The organism is Candidatus Pseudothioglobus sp. Uisw_041 (assembly GCF_048087625.1).
GTDB lineage: Bacteria > Pseudomonadota > Gammaproteobacteria > PS1 > Pseudothioglobaceae > Pseudothioglobus.
This window is the reverse complement of record NZ_CP159805.1, coordinates 1,289,989-1,308,784: the sequence shown is the minus strand read 5'-3', so window position 1 is coordinate 1,308,784 and position 18,796 is coordinate 1,289,989. Positions and strand designations below refer to the sequence as shown.

At 35.5% G+C, this 18,796-nt stretch carries 14 protein-coding genes, 1 other RNA gene and 1 pseudogene; 10 read left to right on the top strand and 6 right to left on the bottom strand.

Annotated elements, in window-relative coordinates:
• Positions 1-46 precede the first annotated feature (46 nt).
• Complete coding sequence (gene trpE / locus ABXT44_RS06630) at positions 47-1,501, top strand: anthranilate synthase component I (protein ID WP_416686441.1); 1,455 nt, start codon at positions 47-49, stop codon at positions 1,499-1,501.
• Between the two features lie 128 nt (positions 1,502-1,629).
• Positions 1,630-5,031, top strand: a complete 3,402-nt coding sequence (gene dnaE / locus ABXT44_RS06625; protein WP_416686440.1) for a DNA polymerase III subunit alpha — start codon at positions 1,630-1,632, stop codon at positions 5,029-5,031.
• A 442-nt stretch (positions 5,032-5,473) separates the two neighbouring features.
• Here dnaE and coaBC read toward each other — a convergent pair whose 3' ends face one another.
• Both coaBC and ribD read right to left on the bottom strand, forming a co-directional pair.
• Positions 5,474-6,667: a bifunctional phosphopantothenoylcysteine decarboxylase/phosphopantothenate--cysteine ligase CoaBC gene (coaBC, locus tag ABXT44_RS06620; RefSeq protein WP_416686439.1), complete on the bottom strand. Its 1,194-nt coding sequence runs from the start codon at positions 6,665-6,667 to the stop codon at positions 5,474-5,476.
• A complete protein-coding gene (ribD, locus tag ABXT44_RS06615; protein ID WP_416686438.1) occupies positions 6,664-7,737 on the bottom strand; it encodes a bifunctional diaminohydroxyphosphoribosylaminopyrimidine deaminase/5-amino-6-(5-phosphoribosylamino)uracil reductase RibD in 1,074 nt (357 codons plus the stop codon). Before ribD ends, coaBC begins: the two co-directional genes overlap by 4 nt.
• Positions 7,738-7,755: 18 nt before the next feature.
• Between ribD and recA the strand changes: the two genes are divergently transcribed.
• The 3 genes from recA to tgt are packed head-to-tail and all read left to right on the top strand — an operon-like array spanning position 7,756 to position 10,345.
• Positions 7,756-8,805 (top strand): recombinase RecA, encoded by a 1,050-nt coding sequence (gene recA, locus ABXT44_RS06610; RefSeq protein ID WP_416686437.1) that lies wholly within the window; start codon positions 7,756-7,758, stop codon positions 8,803-8,805.
• On the top strand, positions 8,780-9,205 hold the full coding sequence (locus ABXT44_RS06605; protein WP_416686436.1) for a regulatory protein RecX: 426 nt from the start codon (positions 8,780-8,782) through the stop codon (positions 9,203-9,205). The genes recA and ABXT44_RS06605 overlap by 26 nt, the downstream gene beginning before the upstream one ends.
• A gap of 39 nt (positions 9,206-9,244) precedes the next feature.
• The gene (gene tgt, locus ABXT44_RS06600; protein WP_416686435.1) at positions 9,245-10,345 is read left to right on the top strand and encodes a tRNA guanosine(34) transglycosylase Tgt; all 1,101 of its coding nucleotides are present in this window, start codon (positions 9,245-9,247) and stop codon (positions 10,343-10,345) included.
• A gap of 11 nt (positions 10,346-10,356) precedes the next feature.
• Here the strand turns inward: tgt and mrdA are convergent, their stop codons facing one another.
• From mrdA to ABXT44_RS06580, 4 genes are read right to left on the bottom strand one after another with little or no spacing between them, the layout of a single operon-like run.
• Positions 10,357-12,210 (bottom strand): penicillin-binding protein 2, encoded by a 1,854-nt coding sequence (mrdA, locus tag ABXT44_RS06595; protein WP_416686434.1) that lies wholly within the window; start codon positions 12,208-12,210, stop codon positions 10,357-10,359.
• A gap of 13 nt (positions 12,211-12,223) precedes the next feature.
• A complete protein-coding gene (gene mreD, locus ABXT44_RS06590) occupies positions 12,224-12,691 on the bottom strand; it encodes a rod shape-determining protein MreD (protein ID WP_416686433.1) in 468 nt (155 codons plus the stop codon).
• Positions 12,684-13,487 (bottom strand): rod shape-determining protein MreC, encoded by an 804-nt coding sequence (gene mreC / locus ABXT44_RS06585; protein WP_416686432.1) that lies wholly within the window; start codon positions 13,485-13,487, stop codon positions 12,684-12,686. The genes mreD and mreC overlap by 8 nt, the downstream gene beginning before the upstream one ends.
• 25 nt (positions 13,488-13,512) lie before the next feature.
• On the bottom strand, positions 13,513-14,544 hold the full coding sequence (locus ABXT44_RS06580; protein ID WP_416686431.1) for a rod shape-determining protein: 1,032 nt from the start codon (positions 14,542-14,544) through the stop codon (positions 13,513-13,515).
• Between the two features lie 92 nt (positions 14,545-14,636).
• On the opposite strand from ABXT44_RS06580, the pseudogene ABXT44_RS06575 reads away from it, so the two are divergent.
• The 5 genes and pseudogenes from ABXT44_RS06575 to ABXT44_RS06555 all read left to right on the top strand — a co-directional run bounded on the left by ABXT44_RS06575 (position 14,637) and on the right by ABXT44_RS06555 (position 18,793).
• Positions 14,637-16,132: pseudogene (locus tag ABXT44_RS06575) on the top strand (fumarate hydratase).
• 66 nt (positions 16,133-16,198) lie between these two features.
• Positions 16,199-16,550, top strand: an RNA gene (gene rnpB, locus ABXT44_RS06570) — RNase P RNA component class A.
• An 81-nt stretch (positions 16,551-16,631) separates the two neighbouring features.
• Positions 16,632-17,528, top strand: coding sequence for an inverse autotransporter beta domain-containing protein (locus ABXT44_RS06565; RefSeq protein ID WP_416686430.1), 897 nt, complete (start codon positions 16,632-16,634; stop codon positions 17,526-17,528).
• The gene (locus ABXT44_RS06560) at positions 17,528-18,373 is read left to right on the top strand and encodes a hypothetical protein (protein ID WP_416686429.1); all 846 of its coding nucleotides are present in this window, start codon (positions 17,528-17,530) and stop codon (positions 18,371-18,373) included. The genes ABXT44_RS06565 and ABXT44_RS06560 overlap by 1 nt, the downstream gene beginning before the upstream one ends.
• Before the next feature lie 90 nt (positions 18,374-18,463).
• Positions 18,464-18,793: a DMT family transporter gene (locus ABXT44_RS06555; RefSeq protein ID WP_416686428.1), complete on the top strand. Its 330-nt coding sequence runs from the start codon at positions 18,464-18,466 to the stop codon at positions 18,791-18,793.
• The last annotated feature ends 3 nt before the right edge of the window (positions 18,794-18,796 follow it).

The window sequence follows — 18,796 nt, the reverse complement described above, 5'->3', positions numbered from 1 at the left end:
AAATAATCTTAAGGATTAACAATCTGGGTAATGATAAAATATACCCATGCAAAAGTCACATTTCAATCGTCTTATTAAAGAAGGCTTTAATCATATCCCTCTTTCTAGGGAAATTGTTGTTGATACATTAACGCCTTTAGCTTTATATCTTAAGCTTGCCAATAATCCCTATAGCTATTTTTTAGAATCTGTTCAAGGTGGGGAAAAGTGGGGGCGATATTCTTTTATTGGGTTGGCTGCTGAAACAGTAATTAAAGTAAATAATTATCAGGTTCAAGTTGAAAAAAATGGAAAGTTAGCTGAAGAGTTCTCAGTAGAGGATCCGCTTGCGTGGATTGAAGAATACCAAAATCAATTTAAAGTACCACAGTTATCCAGCCTTCCAGATTTTAATGGTGGTTTAGTTGGTTACTTTGGGTATGAAATAGTTCGTTACATAGAGCCAAAGCTGGCGCATATTGATAAAACTGACGAACTAAATGTTCCAGATATTTTATTAATGGTCTCAAATGATCTTCTTGTAGTTGATAATTTAAGTAGTAAGGTGCACATAATTACTCATGTCAATCCTAATGAAGAAAAATTTGAAGATGGGCTTACAAGACTTAGCTTAATTGAAGCAAATATTAAGAAATCATTTGAACAGTCATCTATTCCTTCTGAAAATATAAAGTCAGAAGATTTTGTGTCAAGTTTTGGAAGGGAAAATTACATAAGTGCAGTTGAAAAAGTTCAAAAATACATTAAAGCTGGTGATGTAATGCAAGTTGTACCTTCTCAGCGATTAAGCTGTTCTTTTAAATCAAATCCAGTTGAATTATATCGACAATTAAGAATACTTAATCCTTCTCCATATATGTATTTTCTCAATTTAAATGACTTTGCAATAGTCGGCTCATCTCCTGAAATATTAACTCGAGTCGATAACAATAATATTGCAACTATAAGGCCTATAGCAGGAACTCGGTCAAGAGGAAAAACAGAGCAAGAGGACCTTGATCTAGAGAAAGATCTCTTGTCAGATGAAAAAGAAATTGCCGAGCATTTAATGCTAATTGATCTTGGCAGGAATGATTTAGGCAGAATTGCTAAAACAGGAAGCGTTACTCTTACAGATAAAATGTTTATAGAGCGCTATTCACACGTTATGCATATTGTTTCAAATGTGGAGTGTGAGTTAAAAGAAAATATGAGTTCTATTGATGTATTGAAGGCTACTTTTCCAGCAGGTACATTAAGCGGTGCACCAAAAGTAAGAGCAATGGAGATTATTGATGAAGTTGAAGATTTAAAGCGTAATATTTATTCTGGCGCTATTGGCAATTTATCCTGGCATGGTGGAATGGACCTAGCAATTGCTATTCGGACTGCTGTTATTAAAAATCAGAGATTATATATACAAGCTGGAGCAGGAATTGTTTATGATTCTTTACCTGAAATGGAGTGGCAAGAAACTATGGATAAAGCACAAGCTCTAATTAAGGCCGCTCAAAATATCTAACCTTTAAATTAGTTTATTTTTTATAATTAAATTTCAATACTAATTTTTAAAAAGCTAAAAGTTAGTATTGAAATTGTTTGTAAAATAGATCAGTAAATTTCATATTTTTTTTCGGATCAAAGAGTTCTGTGGATTTTGTTCATCTTCAATGTCAAAGTGAGTATTCTGTAAAGAATAGCTTAGTTCGCGTTTCAAAACTTATAGAAAGTGTTAAAGAGGCAGGAATGAATAGCATCGCTCTGACTGATGGTATGAGTCTTTTTTCTGCGATTAAATTTTATCAAAAAGCAACTAGTGCTGGTATAAAGCCTATTATTGGTGCAAATGTATCTATAGATTTTGATTTAGGTCATTATGATGTTCTCTTACTTTGTCAAAACCATGAGGGCTATTTAAATCTTTCAGAGCTTATTTCAAAGGCTTACTTAAATGAGCAAGGAATTTCAATTGTTAGTGTTACAGAAGAACAATTAATTTCTCACCAAGAGGGCTTGCTTATGATTGCAACTCCAATCAGCTCGGACATATCTCAATTTCTTTTGACAAATGAGTTGGAACTTGCTCATTCTAAAGCTAAATACTGGCAAGCTATTTTTAATGACCGATATTATATATCGGCACAAAGAACAGATAGACATTCAGATGAAAATCTTCTTAATCTTACGATTGAATTAGGATTGAAGTTAGATATTCCAGTGGTTGCTACTAATGATGTGCAGTTTATTAGTAAAACTGATTTTGATGCCCACGAAGCTAGAATCTGCATAGCTGAGGGAGGGCTGCTTGATGATTCCAGGCGTTTAAAATTTTTTAGTGATAGTCAATATCTAAAGACTCCTGATGAAATGTCTGAATTATTTAAAGACTATCCTCAGTTAATAGAAAATGCTTCTGAAGTAGCCAAAAGATGCAACTTACACTTTAAATTATTCGAAAAGAATTACCTTCCAGCTTTTCCAACACCAAAAGGAAAGTCTATAGCTGAATTTTTTCGTGAAGAATCAAATAAAGGCCTCCAAGTTAGACTTAAAGACCTTAATGTAAATCAAAAGAGTTATTTTGACAGGCTTAATTTTGAATTATCAGTAATTCTTGAAATGGATTTTCCAGGCTATTTTTTAATTGTCTCCGATTTCATAAGGTGGGCAAAAGAAAATGGAATTCCAGTTGGCCCAGGTAGAGGTTCAGGTGCTGGTTCTCTTGTCGCCTGGGCACTTTCTATTACAAATGTTGATCCTATTCAGCATGATCTTTTATTTGAGCGTTTTTTGAATCCAGAGCGAATCTCTATGCCAGATTTTGATATTGATTTTTGTACAGATCGTCGTGATGAAGTTATTGCCTATGTTTCTAACAAGTATGGCTCAGAGAAAGTGTCACAGATCATTACTTATGGAACAATGGCGGCTAAGGGTGTGGTAAGAGACGTAGGGAGGGTTTTAGGGCATCCTTATGGTTTTAGTGACCAGATCTCTAAAATGATACCAAATGAATTAAAAATGACATTAGGTAAGGCTTTAGAAGACTCTAATGAATTGAAAGCAAGATATGATTCTGAAGAAAGTGTTTCAACGCTGATTGATTTATCTCAGGATCTAGAGGGGCTTATTAGAAATGTCGGCACCCATGCTGGTGGAGTGGTTATTGCACCAAGTAAAATTAGTGATTTCTGCCCAATTTATAAAGGATCTGATGAATCAGATGTTGTTGTTTCACAGTTTGATAAAGATGATGTTGAGGCTGTAGGACTTGTTAAATTTGACTTTTTGGGATTATCAAACCTAACAGTAATAGATAAAGCGGTAAAAATCATAGCCAAAAAAGGCTTAAGTGAAGGTTTGATTGATATTGACAAGCTTAAGCTTGACGACCCAAAAGTATTTAAGTTACTTCAAGATTGCGATACTACTGGGGTCTTTCAGCTTGAATCAGATGGTATGCGTGGCTATTTAAAAAAGCTTAAACCTGACTCTTTTGAAGATATTGTTGCTATGCTGGCACTTTATAGACCAGGCCCACTGGATGCAGGTATGGTAGATGATTATATCCAGGTAAAACATGGTGCAAAAGTAAGATATCCACATGAGATGTTAGAGGAAATTTTAAAGCCAACAAATGGGGTATTTTTATACCAAGAGCAAGTAATGAAATCTGCTCAAGTTATGGCTGGTTACTCATTAGGTGGCGCAGATATTTTACGTCGCGCAATGGGTAAGAAAAAAGTTGAAGAAATGGCAGAGCAGCGTGAAGTATTTGTAAAGGGAGCAGCTGAAAAAAGTATTAATGAGAGTAAGGCAAATGAAATTTTTGATCTTATTGATAAGTTTTCAGGTTACGGGTTTAACAAATCTCACTCAGTTGCTTACGCTTATATTTCATATCAAACAGCTTGGCTAAAGGCACATTATCCAGCTCCATTTATGGCGGCTGTTTTGTCAGGTGTTATGGACGATACTGATCGAGTTGCGTTTACAGTTGGAGAGTCTAAGAAAAACGGAGTTATAGTTATAGCGCCTGATATTAACCAATCTGAATATGAGTTTAGTATTACTGATAATAAAACAATTATATATGGACTAGGTGCTATTAAAGGTGTTGGCGAGGCTCTTGTAAAGGAGATAGTTTTAGAGAGAGAAAAAAATGGAGAATACTCTGATATTTTTGATTTATGTTTTCGAATAGAAAAAAAATTCTTAAATCGTAGAGCTATTGAAGCTCTTATATACAGTGGAGCATTTGATTTATTTGATATTAAAAGGGCAACATTAATTGCGACGTATCCAAGAGCAGTGAGGCAAGCAGAACAGAGACAAAGTGATTCATCAAAAGGACAAAATAGCCTTTTTACAGAAGTGGATAGCCATACTGAGTATGAAAAAAATTACATAAAAGGAGAGTTTCTTTCTTTTAAAAATGTGATGAAATTTGAAAAAAATGTAATGGGATACTATTTAGAACGCCACCCTACGGATTGGTATAAATCAGATTTGAAATCAATAGTTTGTACGCTCCCGAAAGATTTAGTATTCAGAAATAATCGTGAAGTGAGGGTTCTTTCACTAATTTCTGACATTGTCTACAGAAATACACGACGAGGCCAAATGGCTAGCCTGACACTTGAAGATGGAGAGAGAAGAATAAATGCAGCGGTCTTCTCACAAAAACTTGCTGGAAATAGTGAACATATATTATTAGATGAAGTGGTAGTAGTTTCAGGTAAGGTAAATAAAGATTTTAGAGAACAATGGCAGATAGTTGTGGATCGGATAGATCCAGTGAATAGAGTTCAAATAAAATATGCTAAATATCTCAAAATTAAACTAACAAAAGAGAACAAAAATGAGTACCTAGAGCTGTGTGCATTATTGAAAGAATATCCAGGAAAGTGTCCAGTAATTATTGAGTATCAGTCGACTAATTCATCTGGAAGAATCCCTCTTCCTAAAGAATTTGATATTTCATTAAATCGAGACTTTTTAGATTTAATTGAGAAAAAATTTGGTCATCAAAAATATCAAATTCAATATTAAATAAAACACAAAATTACCTTCAATTAGTGGCTTAAAGAGCTATATTAAGGCCTTTAACTACGTTAAATTTATTGGAAGTTTTATAAGCATTATTTAATTTAGTTTAACCCAAAAATTAACCTTTTATTATTGAGCATTAATAGGGATTTAATTTCACCAATTTAGCCTTTAAACCCCAGTCTATAAGGGCAAAACTAAAAAAGTTATCCGCGAATTGATAATTTAGTAGTTTGCCTTCAGAAGTAGAAATAAATTCGTAAATTTATAAAAATATAAGTCATTGATTTATAACAAAAAAATTGATATGATTATTTATTAACCAAAACCATAGAAATTGTTAGTCTAACGCTTAATTTAAGTCTGAATTTTGAGATATCAACAGAGTTATCCACAGCATTGTGGGTAAGTCGATTAACCCTTGATTTATAAGCATTTACAGCGTTTAGAAAAAATATTTTGTAACTTTTTTTATTATCTTTTCTGCAATAATTTGCTTATTACTTCTATCTATTTTCTCAGTTTTTTCTTGCAATATAAAGTGAACTTCATTCTCATCTGAGTTTAGCCCAATTTCACTACTTGAAATATCATTTAAAATAATTGCATCACACCTCTTGTTCTTTAATTTAGCTTTTGCATTGGCAAGAAAATTTTCAGTTTCAGCTGCAAATCCAATGCAGATAGGTTTATTTCTAAGCTTACAAACACTTTCTAAAATATCCTTATTTTTTATAAGTTCAATTGTGGATAAGTTGCTATCTTTTTTAATTTTATTTAGGCTTATTTGCTTTGGTTTGAAATCTGCAACTGCGGCGCAGCTAATAAATAAATCTTGAGTTTTTATTTTTTTCATTACTTCATCGTACATTTCATTAGCACTTGCTATGTAAGTTACTGTAGCTCTTTTTTCCACTTCAACTGATATTGATCCAACTATTAGTGTAGTTTCTGCTCCAGCTTGGATGCATGCATTTGCTAGCGCCATTCCCATTTTTCCACTACTATGATTTGATATATACCTAACTGGATCAATTGCTTCTATAGTCCCCCCAATTGTTATTAGAACTTTTTTTCCACTAAGAGCGCTACTTGAAAATATAGTTGCTACTTGTCTTGCAATTTCTTCTGGCTCTGCAAGTCTTCCCTCACCTACATCTCCACAAGCTTGCTCTCCAAATCCTGGATCTATTGTTATCACGCCTCTATTATTAAGTATCTTGAGATTTTCTTTAATTGCTTTTGATGCAAACATTTGTTGATTCATTGACGGGGCAATTAGTATAGAAGCATTCGTTGCAAGAATTACTGTTGATAGAAGGTCATCTGCCTTGCCATGACAAAGTCTGGCTATTGTATTTGCTGATGCTGGAGCAATGATTACTGCATCAGCCCATTTTGCGAGTTCAATGTGGCCCATTGCTAGTTCTGCTTCTTTATCCCAGAGGTTGTCATGAACTTTATTTTTTGAAACCGTTTGAAGTGATAGTTCGCTAACAAACTTTCTCCCTCCACTAGTAATAATGACTCTAACTTCTGCACCTAAATCTTGCAACCTTCTAACAATGTCAGGTGATTTATAGGCAGCAATAGATCCACTAACTCCTAATAGAATTCTTTTATTTGTCAAGTTATTCATTTAATAGTGGCTCTAATTTTAATATCACAATCTATTTGACTAACCTCAATAATATTAAGTTTAATTTTGTTAGACATTTTTTTTAAAGGAATTTCTATCATCGGATTGGCATCACTTCCAAGTATTAATGGAGCAGTGTAGATAATAAACTCATCAATTAGCCCAGCTTCAGTCATAGCCCCATTAAGACCGCTGCCAGCTTCTAAAAGTAAATTATTAATACCCATTTCTCCTAGTTTTATAAGCGCAGATTTAAGATCTAATTTACCATTAGCAAGCATTTCTGAATTATTGTTATTTAAAATAAGAGTTTCAGCATCAGATGAAAAAATGTTAAGAGATTTATCAGTAATAATATTATTACTGTCAATAACAACACGAAGTGGGTTTGAATCTGCACTCTCAGTCCTAACAGTCATCATCGGGTTATCGCTTTTGATTGTGCCTGAGCCTGTCAAAATCGCCTGATTTAAGCTTCGCAGCATTTGTACATCCTCTCGAGAAGCTTTAGAAGTAATCCATTTGCTCTCCCCATTTTTCATTGCCGTTCTTCCATCAAGGCTCATTGCAATTTTTGATGTTACAAAAGGCAAACCACTCGTCATTCTTTTGACAAAACCGCGATTAATTTCATTAGCTTCCACTTCAAGTAGCCCAACTTCAACCTCGATTCCATTATCTTGAAGCGCCCTAACTCCACTTCCAGAAACTAATGGATTTGGATCAAGCATTGCAATAAATACCTTCTTAACTCCAGCCCTAATTAGTGCGTCAGCACAAGGCGGCGTCTTACCAAAATGAGTACATGGTTCAAGAGTAATATATACGTTAGTATTTCCACCTTTGTAATTAATTTTTTCTAAGGCATTCACCTCTGCATGGCCCTCTCCATAAAGGCGATGGTAGTCTTGAGCAATAATTTTATCATCACGAGAAATCACACATCCAACCATTGGATTTGCACCAACAGCTTTGCGACCAAACTGAGAAAGTTTTAGTGCAAGAGCCATACATTCTGTATCTTGATGAGTGAAAGCCATTATAATAATTGCATATAAATTTATTATCATTTTACGCGGGAGAACGGAGTGAATGAAAAGAAAAAACAAGCACTACAAGTAGCACTTGGACAAATTGAAAAACAGTACGGAAAAGGTTCTGTCATGTTTTTGGGTGATGAAGAGGCGAGAAGTGATATTGAAGCTGTATCAACGGGAAGTTTAAGTCTTGATATTGCTTTAGGAATTGGTGGCTTACCTCGAGGTAGAGTTGTTGAAATTTATGGTCCTGAGTCTTCAGGAAAAACAACTATGACTCTTCATGTTATTGCCGAAATGCAAAAATTGGGTGGAACGGCGGCATTTATTGATGCAGAACATGCTCTAGATCCCTCTTATGCTAGAAAATTGGGCGTAAATACAGACGACCTTCTAATTTCCCAACCTGATACTGGTGAGCAAGCTTTAGAAATTACAGATATGCTAGTTCGCTCTGGAGGTGTTGATATTGTTGTTATTGACTCAGTTGCTGCGTTAACTCCTAAAGCTGAAATTGAAGGCGAAATGGGTGCTTCGCATATGGGCTTACAAGCTAGGCTAATGTCTCAGGCATTAAGAAAGCTTACATCCAATATAAAGCGAACTAATACCATGGTAATCTTTATTAATCAACTTAGAATGAAGATTGGTGTGATGTTTGGTAACCCTGAAACTACAACTGGTGGAAATGCTCTTAAGTTTTATGCCTCCGTAAGACTTGATATTCGAAGAATTGGAGCTATTAAAAAAGGTGATGAAATTCTTGGTAATGAGACGCGTGTTAAGGTTCTCAAAAATAAGGTAGCCCCTCCATTTAAAAAGGCTGAGTTTCAAATTTTATATAATCAAGGCATCTCTAGGGAGAGTGAGATAATTGATTTAGGAGTTGAGCATGGTTTTGTTGAAAAGGCAGGAGCTTGGTATAGTGTTGAAGGGGAAAGAATTGGCCAAGGTAAGGATAATTCTCGTGATTTCTTAAAAGATAATACTAAAATGAGTCAAATGCTTGAGGCTAAAATTCGTGAGAAATTAATGAGTAATGATAATGATGAAACACAGCCCGTAAAGAGCGATAATGACGAAACAGAGTCAGCAGAGTAAATGCTACGCAGCCGCATTAAAGATGTTAATGAGGCGAGAGCACTCCAAATTAGAATTAAGACAAAAATTAAACCTTAAAGATTTTGATGATGCTGTCATTAATGACAGCATCTCTTTATTAGCTGAGCAAAAATACCAGAGTGATGAAAGGTTTTCTGAGGCTTTCATACTTATGCGCTTTAATCAAGGCAAAGGGCCTGTAAAAATTTCTATGGAGCTAAAATCAAGAGGTATTAGTAAGTTTGATTTAACTTTATTTAATTGGTTTGAGCTTGCAAAAGACGTTAAGTATAAAAAATTTGGTGATAGCAAATCTTTAGACTATAAAGAAAAGGCTAGGCAAAAACGTTTTTTACAATCAAGAGGCTTTGGGTTTGATGAAATAAATCAAGCATTCTAATTAAGCTAAAAAAAATCGCATATTTTTTATAACTTTACTATGAAATTTGAACTTAAAAATACAGATAATAAAGCTCGATTAGGTAAGCTTACTTTTGAGCGTGGTGAGGTTAATACCCCAGCTTTTATGCCTGTTGGAACATATGGAACAGTTAAGGCAATGACTGTTGATGAGGTGAGGGATTTAGGCGCTGAAATTATCCTAGGGAATACATTTCATTTATCAATAACACCTTCAACTGATGTGATTGAGGCTCATGGTGATCTCCATGATTTTATGAATTGGCATGGCCCAATTCTAACTGATTCTGGTGGGTTCCAAGTCTTTAGCTTAGGTAAGATGCGGAAAATAACTGAGCAAGGCGTTAAATTCAGATCACCAAAGGATGGATCAGCAATTTTTATGGGTCCTGAGGAATCTATGCAAATTCAGTATAAATTGGGTTCAGATATTGTTATGATATTTGATGATTGCACGGCTTATCCCTCTGAAAAAAATGTTGTTGATCAATCTATGCAGCTTTCACTTCGATGGGCTAAAAGATCTTTAGATGAGCATAAAAGACTCAACAATAAGAATGCTCTTTTTGGAATTATTCAGGGAGGAATGCATAAAGAGCTTCGTCTTCATTCAGCTGAGTCATTAGTTGAGATGAATTTTGACGGTTATGCTATTGGCGGTTTGTCGGTTGGAGAGCCAAAAGAAGAAATGATGGAGGTTCTCAGCTACTTACCTGATCATATGCCATCTAACAAGCCAAGGTATCTTATGGGTGTTGGAACTCCTTCAGACCTAGTTGAAGGTGTTGCAGCTGGAGTTGATATGTTCGACTGCGTAATGCCATCTCGTAATGCAAGAAATGGGTACTTATTTACTTCAGAGGGCGTTGTAAAAATTCGCAATGCAAAATATAAGAAAGATACTAGCCCTCTAGATCCTAATTGTCATTGCTCAACTTGTCAAAATTATTCAAGGGCATATCTTCACCACTTACAAAAATCAAATGAAATTCTAGGGTCCCGCCTAAACACCCTTCATAATCTTTTCTATTACCAGTATTTGATGAAGTCAATTAGAGGGGCAATCAAGAGTAATACATTTTCTGACTTTAGAAAAAAATTCTATACTGAAAAGCTATAAAGAGATTTAATCTAATTTAGTGTATTTAGTTCAACTGGATTTTTAATAAAGTATTCGTCTAAAAGTTCTCTTGCCAAAGGTGCTGCTTTTGAGCTACCACTTCCTGCATTTTCAACAATAATAGCAATTGCCACTTGGGGATCTTCTATAGGTGCAAATCCAGTAAATAGAGCATGATCCCTTAATTTTTCTTCAATATTTTCAGCAATGTACTCTTCTTCTGGGTCAAGACCAAAAACCTGTGCGGTTCCAGTTTTACCTGCTAGGCTATATTTAAGCTTATTGTTAAGTCTTTTGGCTGTCCCAAATTTACCATATACTGTTTGCTTCATTGCTTCAATAATTAACTCCCAATTATTGATATCCTTTATAGGTATTTGATTTGATTTTAGGTTTTGTTCTTCAAATAAATCACCATTTTTTGATTGAGAATGCATCATTACTTGAGGCATTAATAACTGACCTTTGTTTGCTATAGCTGCTGTTGCTAAAGCGAGTTGAAGAGGGCTTGTAGTCATAAAACCTTGGCCAATTCCTGTTATAAGAGTTTCTCCTCTATACCAAGGCTCGTCCTTATTAATCTTTTTCCACTCTCTAGAGGGAAGGATACCGCCAAGTTCTCCTGGTAAGTCAATTCCTGTTTTTTTGCCAAATTGAAAATATGAAAGGCTATCATGAATTTGATCAATACCCATATTGAAAGCTAAATCATAGAAAAATACATCACATGATTGAGCTATAGCCTCAATCACATCTACTTTCCCATGACCAGTTCGTTTCCAGTCATTAAACTTTCTAGAGTAATTATTTAATTTGTAGTATCCAGGACAAAAGGTACTATCTTTAATAGTTATATTATTAAGCTCTAAACCAGCAAGAGCAACCATTGGCTTGATAGTCGATCCAGGAGGGTAGAGTCCTTTAATGCTTCTATCAAAAAGTGGCAAGTCTTCGTTATTACTGAGCTCATTATATCTTTCGACTGAAATTCCATTAACAAACCAATTTGGATTATATGAAGGGGTACTGACTAAACTGAGTATTGACCCATTCTTAACATTTATAAGTGCGATAACACCTCTACTATCTCCAAGAAGTGATTCAGCTTTAAGTTGTAAGTCTATATCAATATTTAAGTAGATATCTTGGCCAGCAATAGAGGGCGTTATAATTTTGGTATCCACAATTCGGCCAGCTACATTTCGCTCAATTTGTTTAATACCAGATTGCCCATGAAGTAGCTTCTCATATTGTTTTTCAATACCTGTTTTGCCAACAAAATTTGTACCATTATAATTTTTTTTATCATAAATACCTTTGTCTGCTTTACTCATTGAAGAGACGTATCCAATGAGATGAGCACTCGATTCTCCATAAGGATAAACTCGATGAAAATACGGCTCAACCTCAACGCCAGGGAGTTGGTTTTCTACTAAAAATGAAGCAACGGATGACTCGGAGAGATTAAATTTTAAGGGTATATTATGAAATTTTTTAAAACGACTTAATTTTTTATTAAATTTTTTAATATCGTCATAAGTAATTAAATCCCTTATTTTTAATCCTATCAATGTTTCGTTTAAATTAGTTACTTTTTCTGGAGTGATTGTTAATATATAAGAAAATTCATTAGTTGCTAATATTTTCCCATTTCGATCTAGAATATCACCCCTAATTGGTGTTATAGGAAGATTTTGCATTTGATTACCAAGCGCTTCTTCTAAATAGTAATCATGCTTAGTTACTTGAAGATTAAAGAGTCTTACTATTAAGATCAGAGTTATCAAAAGCATTATGATTGCGGAAAAAATTACTCTTGATTTGAATACTACTTTTTCGCGCTTAATATTTCCAATTTTTTCCATATCTTTAACTTAATTATTGTTTAAGCTTTGCTAATAAGTATCGAATTAAGGGCCATAATATTGCACTAGTAAATGGAGAAAGTAATATTAACCACTCAAAATTTAGGCCTTGAGTTAATTGCTGAACCAATAAAAATATAATCAAATAAATTATAGATCCTAAAAAAATATAAACTTGTTGAGTCGTTAAATTTGAAACAAAAAAAGATTTTTTTACATTTAAAATAAAAGCAGAGCTGAGCACTAGGGCAACAGCGTTTTGACCTAGAGTTCCTCCCTCAATAATATCAAATAATATTCCAAGAATAAATGCAGAAGCAAAAATATTCTTGCCATTTGAATAAATAACCCAGTAGCTAAAAAAAGGTAATAACCAAAAAGGAGAGGCAAGCTCTAGAAAAGACGGCAGTGAAATTGCACCAGTAATGAATGCAATAATAGATATTTTAACTAGAAGAAAGAAGTGATTTGAATTAGTCATTTTTTCCTTTAATAATAAGGACCATTTCTAATTTATTCATATCTTGAGATGGCTGAAGCGTAATAGATAAGAATGAAGCAACTAAAGAATCATCGATTGAAGTTACTCTTCCCACAAGATAGCCAGATGGGTATGAATTACCAATTCCGCTAGTAAGGAATAAATCTCCAACTTTAACATCTGAATCTAATGGCACATACTCAACTATCATGCCTTCTTCATTTGATGCCACTCCTTTGGAGATACCTCGAATTCCATTTCTTGAATTTTTAACGGGCATAAATTGGGTGGGGTCGGTTAGAAGACGAACCGTTGAGAACATAGGAGTAACTTGCGTAACTTGACCCACAACCCCGTCTGAGCCAATAATAAGTTGAGATAAAGATATTTGATCATTTGAACCCTTATCAATAACTATTTTTTTGGACAGTCTGGACTGTGAGATTGACTTAACACGTGCAAGCAAAACATCATGATTTGGTATTTCATAGCTTGAATCTAAAAGCTCTGAAATTTTTTGATTTTCTAAAGCTAGATTATTGTACGTCTGAAGTCTTGCTTTAAGTTCAATTAATTGACTTTTTAGATAATCATTTTCACCAATTAGAATCTCATTATCAGCGCCCTTATCGTTGACCCAATTAATGACTTGGCTGGGTAAATCAACAATTACATAAATTGGGCTAAGAAGAGTTAAGGTGAATTTTTTAAAATTATCTAAGTAAGAGAAACGAGTATCTAATACAATTAAGATAATTGAAAGAAGTACTGGTACGAAAAGTTTGACAAGCCGCATTATTAATTCCTCGACTTATTTTGTTTCACTCAGCAGCTAAAAATCCCATATCATGCTGATTAATCATTTCTAGGGCAATTCCTCCGCCTCTTGCGACACAGGTAAGTGGATCATCTGCAATAGTAACGGGCAAGTTTGTTTGATTATGAATTAGCTTATCAATACCCTCTAAAAGTGCACCACCGCCAGTAATAACTAGGCCATTTTGCGCAATATCTGATGATAATTCAGGAGGCGTTTGCTCAAGGGCTGTTCTTAGTGCGCTGATTATCATTCCAAGAGGCTCACTCAAAGCTTCTAATATCTCAGAATTAGTGACTTCAAAAGCAACAGGAAGACCAGTAGAAACTGCTCGTCCTCTGAACTCGTTTTTTCGTATAATTTTTGATTCAAAAGCACTTCCAACTTCTTCTTTAATTTGCTCAGCAGTTGCCTCGCCGATAATAATCCCGTGGACTCTTCTTACAAATTTAACAATAGTGTCATCAAAAACATCTCCTCCAACTCTAAGGGAGTCAGAATAAACAATTCCATTTAAAGATAGTATGGCAATCTCAGAGGTTCCACCGCCAATATCAAGAACCATTGCACCTGAAGCCTCTTCAATGGCCATTCCAGCGCCAAGCGCTGCCGCCATTGGCTCCTCAATAAGGTAAACGTCTCTTGCTCCAGCGCCTACAGCACTTTCTTTGATCGCGCGCCTTTCAACTTGAGTGGCGCCGCATGGGACACAAATTAACACCTTAGGACTTGGGGAGAAAAAGCCTGCTTTTAAAACTTTTTTCATAAAGTATTGAAGCATTTTTTCAGTGACCTTAAAGTCAGCAATTACGCCATCTTTCATTGGTCTAATAGCTTCAATTGAGCCAGGAGTTCTTCCAAGCATATTTTTTGCTTCTTGACCTACAGCGATGACTGTTGACTCTAAGGCACCTTTTTCATGCCTTAATGCAACAACTGAAGGCTCATTGAGGACTACTTTACCGTCCATATAAATAAGTGTATTAGCTGTTCCAAGATCGATTGATAGATTTTGGCCGTTGAATAAATTGAACATAAGGGAATCCTAGCAAAAAAATGATTAAAATGAAAAGAGATTATAATATATCTTGCTTTAATATACTAGACAATAGGTGAATCCAAATAAATATGATAATTAAACAAGACCATTTAGTACAGAGTATTCATTCTGCATTGCAGTATATTTCTTATTATCATTCACCTGATTTTATTAGTGCAATGGTTTCGGCTTATGAAAGAGAGACTAATCAGAGCGCAAAAAATGCGATCTCTAGATCTTGATAAACTCTAAGATGTGCGCGCTAGGTAAGAGGCCAATTTGTCAAGACACTGGAATTGTAAACGTTTTTGTTGAAGTTGGAATGGATATTCAGTGGGAATCTGAGCTTAACCTTGAAGAGATGATCAATGAAGGAGTAAGGAGGGCCTACAATGAGCCTGATAACCGCTTAAGGGCTTCAATCGTTAGTGATCCATTGTTTAGTCGAAAAAATACTCAAGACAATACTCCTGCAGTTATCCATACCAAATTAGTTAAAGGAAATAAATTAGATATTACGGTTGCAGCTAAGGGAGGCGGCTCTGAAAACAAATCAAAGTTTACAGTTTTAAATCCTGATGATAATCTGACGGATTGGGTTCTGAAAACAATTCCAACGATGGGTGCGGGTTGGTGCCCTCCAGGAATGATAGGTATTGGAGTTGGCGGAACTGCTGAAAAAGCCATGCTAATGGCCAAATCAGCGCTCATGGATCCAATCGATATTAATCAAATTAAAGATAAAAGTGATCCCACTGAAATAGAATCCCTAAGAATTAATTTATTTAATAAGATCAACGCGCTTGGAATTGGCGCTCAAGGTCTGGGCGGTTTAACAACAGTTCTTGACGTTAAGATTCAAGATTATCCAACGCATGCAGCTTCACTGCCAGTTGCAATGATTCCAAACTGCGCTGCTACGAGGCATGTCCACTTTACGTTAGATGGCTCTGGAATTGCTGAATTGCCAGAGGTTGATTTAAGTCTCTATCCAGACTTGGAGATGGACGTTTCTAAGTACACAAAGGTAGATTTAAATAACCTAACTCAATCTCAAATGGAGCATTGGAATATTGGAGACACACTGCTACTATCTGGAACAATTATTACTGGAAGGGACGCTGCCCATAAGCGCCTTAAGTCAATGATTGATGATGGAGAGGAGCTTCCTAAAGGCGTTAATTTTGATAACAAATTTATATATTATGTCGGTCCAGTAGATGCTGTGGGTAATGAAGTGATAGGTCCAGCAGGCCCAACAACTGCGAGTAGGATGGATAAATTTACTGACATGATGCTAGAAAACACAGGAATTTTGGGCATGATTGGTAAGGCTGAGCGCGGTGAAGCAACTATTAAAAGTATTAAAAAACATAAAGCAAGTTATTTAATTGCTGTTGGCGGCGCGGCTTATTTAATTTCTAAATCTATCAAGAAGGCAAAAGTTGTTGCCTTTGAAGAGATGGGTATGGAGGCGATCTATGAACTTGAAGTTAAAGATATGCCAGTAACTGTTGCAGTTGATACTGATGGTGAAAATATCCATCAAGTGCTGGATAATATTCCTATAACATTTCAGAATTAGATAAAGTCTTTATTCGATCTTAGTACACTGTTTAAACGGTGAATTCCTAGCGTATAATTTTCCCTTGAAGTTGGCCGGATGGTCGCCGAGTGCAATTGTGCTAGGAGGAAAGTCCGGGCTCCAAAGAGCAAAGTGCTAGTTAACCGCTAGGCGCAGTGATGCGACGGAAAGTGCAGCAGAAAATAAACCGCCTGTTTCGATAGGTAAGGGTGAAATGGTGAGGTAAGAGCTCACCGCGCACTTAGTGATAAGTGTGGCATGGTAAACCCCACTTGGAGCAAGCTCAAATAGGGAGGCATTGGCGCTGCTCGCGTTGTCTTCGGGTAGAGTGCTAAAGATGCTTGGTGACAAGTACCGTAGATGAATGACTATCAAGGCTTCGGCTGAACAGAACCCGGCTTATAGGCCAACTTCACTTCTTTGTAGTTCTTTTTGGATTATATACATCAAAGCTCTTCTGCTATAAAATTTACTCGGAATATATAATTCTAAATTAACCATGAAAAATAAACTATTACAAATACCCCTACTTATGCTCTTTATTTTTAGTTCATATGCATATGCAGATGAATCCGACGCTATAAAGCAAGGCTTACTTTCAAGTATGTCTTCTGGCATTGCTTCTTCTATTGCTGGCATTATTGGCGGACAGGGTGATACTGAAGTTCAGTTTAGCGCTAAAGAAAATAACAAGCCTGAATTTTCAATTATGACGGTAAGGCCAATATCTGTTCACCCTGGCAAAGATGCTTGGTTTGTTCAGCTGCAACTGAGTAATACTCAAATTAGAAGTAAAAGTAGAATGACAACAAACATTGGTCTAGGTTATAGGACACTATCAGATAATAAAAAAACAATGATTGGTGGAAACGTCTTTGTTGACTATGATGCGAAGGGTAATTCAAGATACAGCCTAGGTTTTGAATTTAGGAATGCAGTCTTTGATGTCCTAATTAACCACTATGAAGCAATGTCAGGTCAAAAGACGGTGGGTGACTTTAAAGAAAGGGCGCTTGATGGTAATGACATGAGTGTTAGTGGTCAGATCCCCTATCTTCCTTGGGCAAAAATTAATTTAACGCATTACGAATGGAAGAAAATTAACAACTCTAAAAATTCCAAGGGTGATAAATTAAGCTTTGACTTGCATCTAACCCCTAGTCTAGTTATGGAGTTAGGCGTTGATGATAACAACATCCAAAAGAAAGATAACTTTGTAAAAATATCCTTTGTTTTCCCTCCCAGAGAAGGCCCTACAGCATCAACAGAATTTATATCAGATGAAGCATTCCCAGAGGGTGATATGAGCTCACAGCTCCTATCAAAGGTAAAGCGATCAAACAAAATTACGCTCGAGTCTGAAGGCGTTGGCGTAACTATTTCGAGGCTTGACTAATGAATAAAATATATAAACTTCTTCCACTATTTTTAGGATTAATTTCATCGCAAGTATATTCAGCCGGCTGTGCAGGGAGTGAGGGAAATTGTGCGCAGCCTTCTAAATATATTTTAACTATGACCAAACTGGAGCTTTGCACTAGCGTTCCAAATACTGGTCCTTATGACGTGACTTGTAATGGAGCAGTTACAGTAGGAACAGGCTCCTTAGAGTTTGATGTTACTTCAGTACTCCCTAAACAGGCTATTGCGACATTTGCTTCAACCAATGGCCTCCCAATCGGGTCAACCTTTACCCATATTAAGCCAACAATGTTAAGAAAAATTCAGTTGCAAGGATCGGTTTCAGTTTCAGGCAGTGGCTTTACAACATTCACTTGTCATACAGATTCAGGTGCCACTCTTAATAGTGCTAATAAATACTTAAGACTTCTTGCTGGGAAAGTATCTGGCTCACCAACTTTGATGACTTATTATTTAAATACTGATAGTGGTGAACAAACTCGTGATGGGGTTAGTTATGTTAGTCAAAATGCAGCAAATCAAATGGGAATGTGTAAAAATCAAGATTGTACTGATACTTATACTTGGGATAGTTATAATAAAGATCTGCCCAATAATATCGATACTCGTTTTGGCTTAAGTATTGAAGATGTTACTAACTCTGATGATGACTTCTCTATGATATTTGCCCTTACAAAACCTTATACGGTTTCTGAAGTAGCACCCAAAATAAATCTTTCATTTGGAACGAGCATGTCTCTCAGTGGTGATACAGCGAATGGGACGTCTTGTTCTATCTCTCCATATTATGTAAAAACCGAAATTACGATTACAGACTAATTTCTTTTTGACTTATTAAAGTCAATTTTTTTTTTGTATAGGTAATTTCTTAAGGTTATACTGTTATTTTTTATAGACACTTTAATCATAATGACCTATGTATATTTGGCACTTGCTATTGCAGCTGAGGTTGCTGGAACAACTCTTTTAAAGGCTACAGAAGAGTTTTCTAAGCTAGTACCAACCACCTTTTTGGTTATTTTCTACCTTATATCTTTTTGGTTAATGACTCTAGCTTTAAGAGAATTGCCATTAGGCGTGGTGTATGCTGTTTGGTCTGGATTAGGCATTGTTTTGGTTGCATGTTCTGGGGCAATTATTTATAAAGAGATGCCTGATCTCGCATCAATTATTGGTATGGCTTTAATTATCTCAGGAGTTGTAGTGATGCACCTTTTTTCAACATCAATTAAAAATTAATTT